This is a genomic window from Zhongshania sp. (assembly GCF_041584495.1).
Classification (GTDB): domain Bacteria; phylum Pseudomonadota; class Gammaproteobacteria; order Pseudomonadales; family Spongiibacteraceae; genus Spongiibacter.
In genome coordinates, this window is the sequence record NZ_JBFHDY010000044.1 from 1 (window position 1) to 12404 (window position 12404).

Annotated in this window: 7 protein-coding genes; all 7 read right to left on the reverse strand. The window is 42.0% G+C overall.

The features are described from left to right. Positions 1–270 precede the first annotated feature (270 nt). The gene (locus ABYP33_RS09205; RefSeq protein ID WP_373090519.1) at positions 271–3237 is read right to left on the reverse strand and encodes an AAA family ATPase; all 2967 of its coding nucleotides are present in this window, start codon (positions 3235–3237) and stop codon (positions 271–273) included. Further along, positions 3227–3805 (reverse strand): hypothetical protein, encoded by a 579-nt coding sequence (locus tag ABYP33_RS09210; RefSeq protein ID WP_373090521.1) that lies wholly within the window; start codon positions 3803–3805, stop codon positions 3227–3229. The genes ABYP33_RS09205 and ABYP33_RS09210 overlap by 11 nt, the downstream gene beginning before the upstream one ends. Next, positions 3802–5583 (reverse strand): ABC-three component system protein, encoded by a 1782-nt coding sequence (locus ABYP33_RS09215; protein ID WP_373090523.1) that lies wholly within the window; start codon positions 5581–5583, stop codon positions 3802–3804. Before ABYP33_RS09215 ends, ABYP33_RS09210 begins: the two co-directional genes overlap by 4 nt. Position 5584: 1 nt before the next feature. After that, positions 5585–6274: a hypothetical protein gene (locus tag ABYP33_RS09220; RefSeq protein ID WP_373090524.1), complete on the reverse strand. Its 690-nt coding sequence runs from the start codon at positions 6272–6274 to the stop codon at positions 5585–5587. 65 nt (positions 6275–6339) lie between these two features. Continuing rightward, a complete protein-coding gene (locus ABYP33_RS09225; protein ID WP_373090525.1) occupies positions 6340–7554 on the reverse strand; it encodes a GIY-YIG nuclease family protein in 1215 nt (404 codons plus the stop codon). Then, the gene (locus ABYP33_RS09230) at positions 7547–9598 is read right to left on the reverse strand and encodes a DEAD/DEAH box helicase (protein ID WP_373090527.1); all 2052 of its coding nucleotides are present in this window, start codon (positions 9596–9598) and stop codon (positions 7547–7549) included. The genes ABYP33_RS09225 and ABYP33_RS09230 overlap by 8 nt, the downstream gene beginning before the upstream one ends. Positions 9599–9600: 2 nt before the next feature. Then, the gene (locus tag ABYP33_RS09235; RefSeq protein ID WP_373090528.1) at positions 9601–12375 is read right to left on the reverse strand and encodes a class I SAM-dependent DNA methyltransferase; all 2775 of its coding nucleotides are present in this window, start codon (positions 12373–12375) and stop codon (positions 9601–9603) included. Positions 12376–12404: the final 29 nt, after the last annotated feature.

Consider the following 12404-nt stretch of genomic DNA (forward strand, 5'->3'; position numbering starts at 1 on the left):
CGGAAACACCGTTCTCATTCTGTTTCAAAATCGCCAGTATCTGGCTGTCGCTGTATCTTGATGTTCGCATAGAAAACTCCCTTCCTTCAGTTTAGTGGAATTTTCTACTAATAACTGTTCCGGATTTTCGGGGGGATTACACATTGGCTTCACTAGAAAATATCGAAAACGAACTTGCATCAAGGGCTCCTTGCCCTTGATTTCCCTTAACTCCATAAGCCACCTAAATTTCGAACTTTTCATCGCTCGCCAAAATTCTTCTTATATGTATTAAGCGTGCGTAGAATGGTGCATTAACAACCTATTGGGTGAATGCACAAGTTCAGGAGGCTCTACATGCAAACCAACTTTAGGATTACCACTCATCTTGTATATTCGAAGAGCAGGCTTACCTTCGCCATCTTCTACTAAACTAAATTTCTCTCTTAAATGTCTGAGCAAATTATTACTGGCCGTAGTAAGAACTAGGCGCAGAGGATTAGCGGCTCTTCTTTCAGAAACGATTATTCTTAACGTATCAAGCAATGCCACACGGTTCAGATCATCTAAATGAGCTAGAGGCTCATCCAAAAAGAAGGTTCCGCCAAGACTTCTTGCACGCGCCAAAAAGATGGACAGAGCCAAATCTTGCCTCTGACCTTGACTCAAAGACCGCATTTTTTCAAACGACTCACCTTCATCATTAAGCTCAGCAATCCACTCTAAGAAACCTTCTTTGCTAGGGCGAGCCTCTATTGAGTTTATAAAGCGATTTCCTTGGGCGCGTAAGTAAAGAGTATTAATGATGTTAGTAAGAGGGCGAATTTCCTCCGCAATAAAACGTCTAATTTCTTCCTTTATAAGATCAAGCTCAGCTTCAACAACAGAGCGTGATTTTGCTTGATAATTCCATTCCTTAAGCTCGTCCTGAGCCTCTTTAATTTCCTTTTGGTATAATCCGTGCTCTCGTTCTTTTATCTCGGACTCTTTTATTTTAACGAAATATTCCTCTACTTTTGTAAAGAGACCCCTTATTTCGTTAAGCATCTGTTCCTTTTTTACGATGCTGACAGCAGCATTCTCAATTTCAGCATCACTTAAAACATCAGCCTCAGAAATTGACGACCATTTTCTTTTAAAGTCCTGAATGAAGTTATGAATTGGAGTAATTTTATCTCTGGCTTCTGCAATATCAGCAGTTTTTTTCTTATTTTCTTCTTCTAATTTTAGCATTTCATCAGAGAGCTTTTGAATACAAAGGTTTGAATCTTCGCGCAACTGTTTTAGCTCCATACTTTTCTTTTCTAGTACGTCCTCCAGTTTTTTCAATGCGTCGCCAATACCATCCGCGGTAAATGATATTTCACCGCTTATATCTAGTCGCTTAAACCATAAAGATGATAAAGACTGAATTACAATACGCATTTCCTCTAGTTTACTAGCTGCATCATAGGCGCTTCTGTATGGAGCAATGTCCTGAAACAGCTTTTCCAATGAGGCTTGGTATTTCAATTGAATTTTTTCAAGTTTCTTAGAGACAGACTCTGGCTTAGATATATCCGATCTATCTAAGCCCACTACAATCAAAGCCTCACTTGTTTCTTGAATAGCCTTTATGAGAATACTTTTCTTAGTGGTTAGTTCTTCAATTTTTTTAAGGTAGTTATTTTCTTGAGTTAAAAGCTGTGTTATTTCATCAAGCCTCGAAGCTAATACAGCTTCTTCTTTAGACTTACTTGAAAGCCTAGAAAAGCGAGTGTTAATTTTTTCTTGAAGGACAAAGTTACTTTCGTGATTATGTTCACACAGTGGACATTTGGAGTCCTCTGCATGTGTTTCAACATACCTTTTTCCCGATGATAATAGCAGCTCTATTTCTCCCAGAACTTTCTCACGTGAAGATTGCAAAGCATCTAATTCTGCTTTTATTTTTGATGCTTGCTCTGCAAGGGGAGCATCAGGCGTTTCTTTCGGTTTTCGTTTTTTTAATGCCTCAAGCTCACTATCTATTCCCCTAAGCTCTGCTTGTTTCTTCTGCCAAGATGGAAGTGAATTAATAAGATCTCCCACTAAAAGAAGTTTTTCATTTAATGTCGAGATTCTTTGCTCTATAGAAGCAATATAGTTAGAAATTTCAGTCGTCCTGTTTTTTGAGTCATCAACCTCAAGCGTATGACCTTTGTACATATTGTACAAATTAAGCCAAGTAGCCTTCTCTGCTTTTATTCTGCTTATAGTTTCACGGATTTCATTGATTAGCTCGTTTCTTTTTCTGGAAGTTTCCTGCTTTCCGGCAAGCTCGACCTGCTTCGCCTTCAAATCCTGAATTAGTGCTCCTTGCTTAGAAACGTCTGCATTAATTGCCTTGTTAAGGGAATCATAGCTGGACAAATACTCTTGATAAGCTCCGACTTTATCGCGAATAAAAGACAACAAAGATTTCTTCTCAACTAAAGATTCAACATACTGTATATACTGAACCTCTAAAGTTTCATGGTATTTCTGTAGGTCTGTTTCTTTGTCTGTATTTTTTGCAATACCCAATCGTTCGGCAATAGTACTAAGCAAGTTATATACGTGATCTTTGTATGGAGCAGTTTGCTCCGCAGTCAGCTTCGTTATTAATTCCTCATACTCTTCAATTTTCTTAACAATTTTTCTTGTTTCGCTCTTGATCTTTCGCTCAGAAGGAAGCTTTCCCAAAATCCTGTTAAGGTCACGCTCGTTCTTTTGATACTCAGCTACTCCAAATAGGCTCGAAAAAATTAATTTTCTAGTGTCATTTGACTCTTTGTCGCTGTCTATAAGAAGCCCTAGGGAGTCGCTTTCAAGAAACCGCGTTGAGCGCACCCAGTCCACTTTGGACTTGTTAGAGTTTCCACTTGGCGGCAACGCTTTAACAAAACGCCTAAGCAGCTCTTGATCAGTTGCAATGGTGTAATCACAATCAAGATCTTTCCAATAGAGCGGAGTACCAGAGTCAGATAATTCCCTTTTGATAAAAAATGGACTGCCATTTTGAGGAATACTGGCTTCAACTTTAGTTCTAAGGTTGTCATCTCCTAATTTACAGCGAATGCTTTCATCTTTCCCTAACCGTCCGACACCTCCACATAAAACCCATTCTACGGCATCGCAAACACTGGTTTTTCCTGTACCATTAGGTGCATATAAAACGGTTAAAGGTGCCGTAAAGTCTAGAGATAAAGAGTCAGATATTCCTCTGAAACACTGTATTTGAAGATTATCAATTAGCATCGGCTAGCTCTCCGTTTTTAATTGCATCTAATAACCGCTCCAGACTTCCAAGCTCATCATACTTAGCAAGCAGTTTTTTGGCCTCAACAGACAATTCAAAAGAAGTTGCGTTAGCAGAATTGCCACGAAGCGGATCAGGTAGAGAAAGTATAGTTACGAACTGCAACCTCTCTAAGCCATCCCCATTCTCCACAGGCCATACAACATGCTTTCTACAAATTTTCGTATCTAATTCAATATCCCGAACGACCTCTTTTACTTCTGCACGAGGCGCTTGATGAAGTGCTATAAGTAGATATCCATCAACAATAAGACCTTTTTGGTTTTCTAAAACTAATAATGCCTTACGGATAAAAGCATGCATTCGCTCTTTTGCTTCCATTAACAAAGAATCCGCCTCGTTTTCTTCCGGCAACGCTGCATATCCGACCACCAGAGCGTAGCTATTGTGCATTACGAACACCCTATCTGGAATATCACAGATATCGGCCATAAGCTCAGTTGAATCTACAAATCCCGCTTGTACGAAATATTCTTTAAGTTCCGAATTTGAATTAGCTTCTGTCATGAATCCTCGGGCAATATAATTTCTTCTCGTAAGCTCACAACCAAATCCTGCCTAGGATCGGCAGACGCCAATATATCATCGACTTTTCCCTGATTTTTCCAGAAAACAACTCGATCATTCGCTTCGCATATATCTTTACCAACATTTAGTGGCGGGGCATCAGAAATATCCGCGAGCCGATTGCTGTGTATCCGCCCTTCATCAGGAAAGCTTCCACCGCCATTACCTCGACCAACAATCATTAAAGGGCGAGCACTCCCACCGTCCTTAACAATACCTTCCTTCACAAGACTGTATAACTGATTAGCCGTATGCTCCGATGAGTCCCAAATCAAAATTTCTTGCTCTTCATTATTTGATAGCAACTGACCATACCCAAGCTCTTTCCCTTCTGGCATAAGCTCGGCTTCAATAGCATGCTGAATAAGACTTAGTGTCGTAATTGCGCAATCGAGATTCTCTGAACGGCTGTATAGTTGATCTGGGCAGAACTGTGCTTCTTGCTTGACCCCCTTCAAACATTTCTGAAAAATTTTCCCTGCAACAGCACGAAGGAGGGAATTTGAGGTTGGCGATAATTCAGTTAATAGCTTCTCAAGCTCACTATCAGCAAGGGTTCTTGTTGCCTCATTTGAGGTGATTTTACTATGCAGCAAGTTTCCTTTATTCCTTATTACAAAGCGATAAAGCTCATCCGCAGCACAAATAGCATCACAAGAATGAAATTTATCGCCACTCCAAACATGTTGTGCGCACTCTGAAAAAGCTTGTTTTCCCTCAGATGAATTATTTGTCCACTGCAACTTTCCAAAAAGCGCCCCGACCTCAGAATTACGTAAGACAAGACCAGAGAATTTTTCACCATTAACGTAGCGAATGTATGGGAGTGGCTTGACTGGCGGCTTGCACCCTTCACGATGCTGGAATGCTCCAGATAAACATCGCCACTTGTCTATTTCTTCATCCTCCACCGGAATTGGGTTAATGCAATTGCTTAATAACAACCTAACATTTGATGTTTTTGATGAATCCAACAAATCACCGATGGCAGTCTTCCAATGATCACTTTCTGACTTCTTATTCAATAGCGATCCTGTCACCAACACTCGCCGATTATTATTGCTGTTTCTATTGAGAGATTGTTCAATTCGGCTACTAGGACTGCCATCTTCCTTGGATATTAAGTCTGCACAAACCAATGGAAAGACAACTATGTCATTGCCATTGAGGCGGAGGATATAATCTCCTGTTGCAATGTTTTCAACAGTAATTTCCGTGTTCTGTTCCAAATAATTCTTGAGGAAGATATAACATTGGGTGGAAGAACCACTTTTCACCCACACCCAGCCGCCGTTATATCGCTTATTAGGGTTAGGCTCTATGTTCCAAACGCCTTCAACATCAGTTCTCCGTGCCAAAGTAGCCAAGTCACTTCCATTCGAGAATCCGAAGCCGCAAATAAAAATAAGATTTTGGTTATAATTTTTTACAAGGGTATCCAATGACTGAAAATCTGGAGACCCGAAAGCCAATTCAGGAGCTATCACAACCGCAGACTTTTCGGGGAACTCTTGTACCAATAAGCTTTGAGAGGATTCATCAGGGGGCGCAAGAAGTTGCGTAGCCATGGAGAGGTTATTAGCACGACTTCCATCATTCTCCCACTCAGACTGAGTTGGCGGGTAAAGTTTAAGGATACAAGCTTTTAGATGACCGTTTGTGAGCCACTCACCACCGATATCTATGCTCTTCACTTTTGCAACGACTTCTTCGGTCATTTTATACCTTCTGCTTCGCATAACTTCGCAACACCTCAGCGGCGCAGCAGCTATAGAATTTTATAAATCTAACCAGCATACCAAAGCTAATAAAAAACGCGAAAATCATACCAGCTAAGAAATCTTCATTTCCGATTCGAGAATAACCATCAAGCATTAATAAAAATACGAGAAACGCGCTAAACGATACATTACGGCTAAATCTATATTGGTTACGAAAGAAATCAATCCTGTCACGGATTTCAGCGGTTTTTCTGGCGTCAACCAATGCCGGAGCAAAAATTTCATTTACATCAGCTTCTAAAGCTGTATGCGAAAGCCCCGTCTCCTCCTCAGCTCTCATATATATTCGGCTGATAACATTTTTTGGCAAAGGAGAATAATGACGGCCGATCAAATACTTCTCGATAAATTTTTCAGTTTTATTTTGCTTCTCGGAAAGCATTAAAATCGCTGGAGCTCGCAAAGCACTACGAACCAGATAGTGTTCAAGCACCATTGAAGAAGGTATAGCTATTATCTGACCAACTATGTACGACAATGCGACAATTAAAGCTCCTTGAGAAACCGTCCATTCGTGCAATAGATATTGACCACCTGAATACCAGTAATCAACACCAAAAAGGAAAACCATTCCGCATGCAAGATAGCTGTAGAAATCGTAGCTGGTGAATGGAAACCAATCTTTCATAAAAAATCCCGCCCTAAATCCCTTTGTTTAAAATTCATTGAAATCTCAATATCGACGCAAAGTCGCTAACTCACCTCAACCAACTTAGCCAATTTATAGTCATACTTAAAATCAGTAATTGAACCATCCTTGATTCTCTCAACAACTTCGTCAATCACAAATAGCGGCACTAAAAACCATTCCTTAGGTTTCACCATATTCCCGAAGCGATCAGGAACCTCTATATCTAGCTGACTTTCCACAAAGAACTTATGGAGCAGATTCTCCAACTTGGTTCGATTAATGTTCGATAGCTTATAGGTTGCCACAACTTCTACCTCTGCCATCAGGAAAGTCGGGTCAAGCTTGGCATTGGCAATTCGCTTTTCAACTTTACCACCTGTGACACCTATCTTATGGATAACATCTCGGTTTTGGCCAACCACTTGGTGATCGGACTTACTGCGCAATACATAGATAATTCCGCTAGCCAAATCATCTTCTTCGATTGTGTCATCAAATAATGGGCCTGCCGAAAGAGAAACAATTCTTCGGCCTGCGTCATCTTCATAAAGCGCTTTTTGAAGTGAACGCAATAGCAAATCACTTTCCGTGCGATTGTCGTAGATCACACGAAGCCTGTAGTCGTTCTTATCAAAGCCGTGATTGCGTTCTTTACTAAACTCGGCAACATACGCCTTTTGCCCATTTACAATAAACCAATCGCCTTGTTCGATTTTGGCCATGTAATCGCGGTCTTTTTGATCTTTGAGCAATTTAGCTTCTACAAGTCCATGCTTTAAATCACTTTGAATTTTATCGAATAACGGTTTAAATTTATCGAAGTCTTCACACGGAGTGCGGTTAGCTATCTCTTCTGCCGCTTTTTTATCTGCCTGAGATTTCACATGTTTTAGGTAGGTAATATCACCTTCTTTAGGCGCTTCTACACCTAGCTCAGCTAGTAGCTCTTCGTCCGTATTGTATTCGGCTGGGGGCTCAGCCACTTGTAAGCTGCTAGCCAAAAGACCTTGATGATCAATTTCTTCAACGAGTATGCGACACTCCTCCTGCTTTCGAATCTGATCCAGTCTTGTGGCATACAAGCGTTCAAATATATCTTTGTTCTCACCATGTTCTGGAGCATGCCCATGCTCTTCTACAAATCGCTGAATTTCCTCAAATCCTGCTATGATGCGCTCTTCTTTTGGTGTTCTGGTCGCTTTCTTTTCTTGCTTAACCTCTACGCCAAGTTCAGCCAAAAGCTCTTGGTTAGTTTTTTCTTGTTTTACCTCAACCATTACTTTCCTCCATTACTTTCCGTTGAAGGAAAGCGATGCCTTCTGCCATTCGACGCTCCCAAGGGTCAGCGGCTGTGATATCAGGCAAACGGCCTCGTTCGCGTTTAAACTGAACCGCTCGTGTTGCAAGCTCACGCGCCTCTTCTTCGGTGAGCTTAACTTTTTTGGAGTTAATGACTGCCTTCACCTGCTTAAGGCTTTCTTCATCCATCGATTTAGCGAGGATCGCATAGGCTTCGCTGAATGGATTGATACGATCAATCAAATCAACATCTAGTTCCCGCACGTCCATAGCAAATTTTCGAACGCCATCGACAAACGCTGTATTAGCAGAAGCCTCTCCATCCGCACCATCATTGGCGATATCTTTCGCTTGTTGTGTAATGTTAAAGGCAGCAATTGCGTGCTGGCGAACAGCCTCTTGATCTTCCGCATCAAGCTCTGGGTATTTATCTTTAACAATCTTACCCATCTTTAGCTGAGTAAGTTCTTCAGGAACAACTTCTTCATCGAACAAGCCTCGCTCCAAAGCAGCTTTATCCTGAACGAATGCTGTGATCACCTCATTCAAATCTTCCTGACAAATACGCTTAGCACTATCGCTCTTTGGCGCTACCAATCCATTAATCTCGATTTGGAACTGGCCTGTTTCTTCGTTGAAACCAACATTGTTCCCTTTCGGGTTATAACCTTCTTCACCATAATCAAAGCCTTCTTGTGGGCCACTGGTTGGTGTTTTCGGCGTAAAGTTGAATTTAGGCGTAAGCACCTGCTCCATAAGAAGGCTGGCAGCGATTGCTTTAAGGGTGTCGTTCACTGCATCCGTAACCGCTTCTTCCGATGCATCAGGCTCCGCAATCAGGTTCGTGAAACGAGCACGCGTTTTGCCTTCAGCATCACGGGTTGCACGACCAATAATTTGGATAATTTCGGTAAGGCTGGAACGATAGCCAACCGTCAATGCATGTTCACACCAAACCCAGTCGAAACCTTCTTTCGCCATGCCGAGCGCGATAATCACATCGACAAAATCTCTGCTCGATTTAGCCTCTGGACGCTTGAGCGCGGCTGATACTTTGTCACGCTTTGGGTCATCATCGACCAGATCGGCAACCTTTATCAGCTTTCCTTCGCTCGTTCTAATTAGTTGAAAGCCAGTATCGTCATCTGAACCTTCCCAATCGCCCAGTGCTGAGAAAATACGTTCAACTTCAGAATATTTATCTTTCTGACTTTCTCTGGATGCGGGATGAGGTATATGCACAATGGTCTTTTCTGAAGGGTCAAGGACTTCTCTAATCTCGTGCGTATAATCGCCACTTGAATAAAAGTAGTAGCCAATATCCAGCGACTTTAAATATTCATAACCATTAAGCTGCTCATAGTAGGTATAAGTTACTGTTTCAAAGTTAGCTTCATCTTCAGGGGAAAGAACAGCCTCGGCATCACCGCGAAAGTACGAGCCTGTCATGGCAACTACATGAACTTTATCTCGCGTAATAAACTCACCAAGATGCGCACCAAGCTTGTTATCTGGGTTAGCACTCACATGATGGAACTCATCAACTGCTATCAGGCAGTCATCAAATGCAGGAACGCCAAAGCGGTCTACGGCAAAACGAAAGGTCGCATGTGTGCAAACCAGTACCTGATCATCGCTATCAAGGAAGGCCTTTACTGAATTTACCTTGCCGCCATCTTCACCTGGCGCATTACAAAGATTCCATTTTGGTACAACTTCCCAATCCCAATAAAAACCGTGTTTTGTCAGTGGCTCATTGTTAAAGCTTGAGCCAATTGATTTTTCAGGAACGACAACAATGGCTTTTTTAACGCCTTGATTGTTTAGCTTATCCAAAGCAATAAACATGAGAGCACGACTCTTACCAGAAGCCGGCGGAGACTTAATTAAAAGATATTGTTCACCACGTTTTTCGTAAGCACGTTCTTGCATCACGCGCATACCCAGCTCATTCGATTTCTTAGAGCTGCCATTGCTGGCATAGTTAACAGATACTGAGGGTATAGATTTATGCTCCGTCATGCTCAAGATACCTTTTTCTTAGAGTTGGAAGTGGATTTAGTCATTTTTGTATAGAGGTCAAAGAGCTTTTCAAGGCGCTCAGTGTCATTCTTGAATTTACGTCCGATGTATATGCGCTCTAAAACTTCGTCATTGCGCTCATGTGCTCTGCGCAAATCATCTGGCATTTTTTCAGGATCATAGAGATCGGCAATAGTGGCAGGAAAATGCGCTTCGCGGGCGAGAAGAATGTCTTCTGCGCATTTGGTCAAATCTTCTTTGTTTTTTTCTGTAAGATTTGGGACCGGAAAGGTATTCCATCCAAGAGTATTAGAATATGAAAAATCTGTTCGCATTCGCACACAAACTGTACCTATCCATACCCAATGGAGGCGAGACGCCACTATAGGCAAATGCCAAATAGCGGCATCGTACATGGCAAACGCTTTTTCCTGAATTATAGCTTCATTTCCCAATAGACCAACGGGTAAATAAGGTCTGTTTTCCGAACTAACTCTAGGGATCACCATTACATGATTCTCCGCAATCATTTGTTCTCTGAATCGGTAGGGGGTAGATAGGAGCTTCTGAGCGGTTTTGTCCTTCTTAGCTCCCAATCTGGATTCTTTAACAGCTTCAACTCTTTTGCGAATAGGTTCGTATTCAAGAGCTTCGACACAATCTGTATCTCTTATCCAAAAACATGCTCTAGGAGAAGAGTTTATAAATTCTTTTGATCCGTAAAAGGGCTTGATATATTTTGCTATTGCAGGATTTTGATTAGATAACTCTCGTGCCTCACCCATAGAAAATACAAGTGCAGAACCGTAATAAGGATGATTACCAAATTGTATAGGGCTAAGGGAATTTAACGGCTTAGAACTTGCGCTAACCTCTACATTCTTTCCGCAAACTAAGTACGCATTAATGTTGTCAGTTTCTTTTAACGTAGAATTTCCATCTTCATCTAGTGAGTATAATTTTCGTGTTTTCCCCGCAGACTTCGACATGCCGACAATAACAACGGTTACACCTGCGTTATAACTGGCCAAATTTGCCCACTTAAAGTTCGTATGTGCAAATAAAATTTCATGACCAGTACTAAATATTAGCGGCCAAAGGATAGGTACTTGCTGTCCTTGATTGATCGAGTTTGTCGATACAAATGCAGATGCACATTCTGTCTTAGTGCCGTAATCAGCAGCTTTAATGAACCAGCCCGCAACATAATCCAATGACTTCCAGTTTTTAACCCTGCCATCAAATATCGCTCCTAGATCAGACTTTTGTTCGTCAGACTGCCACTTGCTACCTAAATACGGAGGATTCCCACATATATAGGTTTCTCCCCCTTCGTTTTCAAAATCGATTTCAACCTGATCTAGTGGTGAGTTAAACAAATCATCCGCTTGAAGCTTTACCCCTGTTCCAGTAGGAGGACATATACTGAGCCAGTCTAATCGGAGCGCATTCCCACAAATGATCCAGTTCATTGCATCAAGCGGTAACAACTCAGCCAATGCCTCTTTCTGCCCTCGATACAGTACGTCACACTGGTATTCAGCAATAATCAATGCCAGACGAGCGATTTCAGCAGGAAAATCTCTAAGCTCAATACCCCTATAATTCGTTAGGGGAATATCTGATTTCCTACCGCTCTCACCTCTTCGTTGGTTGATCTCTGCTTCAATTGCTCGCATTTCCTTATAGGAGATAACGAGAAAATTCCCCGAGCCACAGGCGGGATCGAAAACGCGTATTTTCGCCATACGCTTGCGAAGATTGAGTAACTTTTGAGGACTATCATCAGCCTCTTCAAGTTTCGCCCGTAAGTCATCAAGAAATAATGGGTTGAGAACTTTTAGAATGTTAGGTACAGACGTGTAATGTAGGCCTAGCGCGCCACGCTCTTCTTCATCCGTCACTGCTTGGATCATCGAGCCGAAAATATCAGGATTGATTTTCGTCCAGTCCAAATTGCCGATATGAATAAGATAAGATCGCGCAATTTTACTGAAACGCGGAACATCTGTATTACCCGAGAAGAGGCCACCGTTCACGTAAGGGAAGGTATCTGCCCATCGAGGTAAATTAGCGCCAGCCCTATCTTCAATAGAAGTATCCATTGCACGGAATACTTCACTCATAATTTCGTGCGTATTTGAAGAATCCCGCTCACTCATCTGCTCAATGGTCTTGGTAAACAAGCCCTCGCCATTGAAAATATCGGTATCCTCCGCAAAGAAGCAGAAGATCAAACGAGCCATGAAGTGGTTCATATCATGGCGGCGTTCTTCCGTGCCCCATTCAGGGTTATCTTTAAGAAGTTCTATATAAAGCCTATTAAGACGACCCGTTGCCTTGATATCAAATGAACTTTCGCGGATTTGCTTAACTGTCGTAATGCCTGCCAGCGGAAGGAAGAAGCCAAAGTGATCTGGAAATTCGTTGAAGCGGCATACCACGGGTGGATCGTCGGAGGTTAAATCTTCAGCCTCAAAGTCAATCCCATCTGTGGCAACCACAAACTTTGCTTTGCCTTTGGTCGTAGCAGGGCTTTCTTTCAACCGAGTTAGCGTTTCAGATACCGCGCCCTCACTGCACGTGGCGATATGGATGTTATTTCGCTGTAAAACACCGCCTTCGATATCTGAGGAATTCGTATTACCGCTCTTTAGGCGTTTAATGGTGGCTGGTTTATTTCCGAACGCCTCTAAAAAGGCATACGGGAAACTGGCTGAGTCAAAGTCTTGCTCAGCGAGTAACGATATGGCTTCTTCTATTTCAACTGCGTTCAAACTCAATTACTCCGTACTGCGCGCCAGCT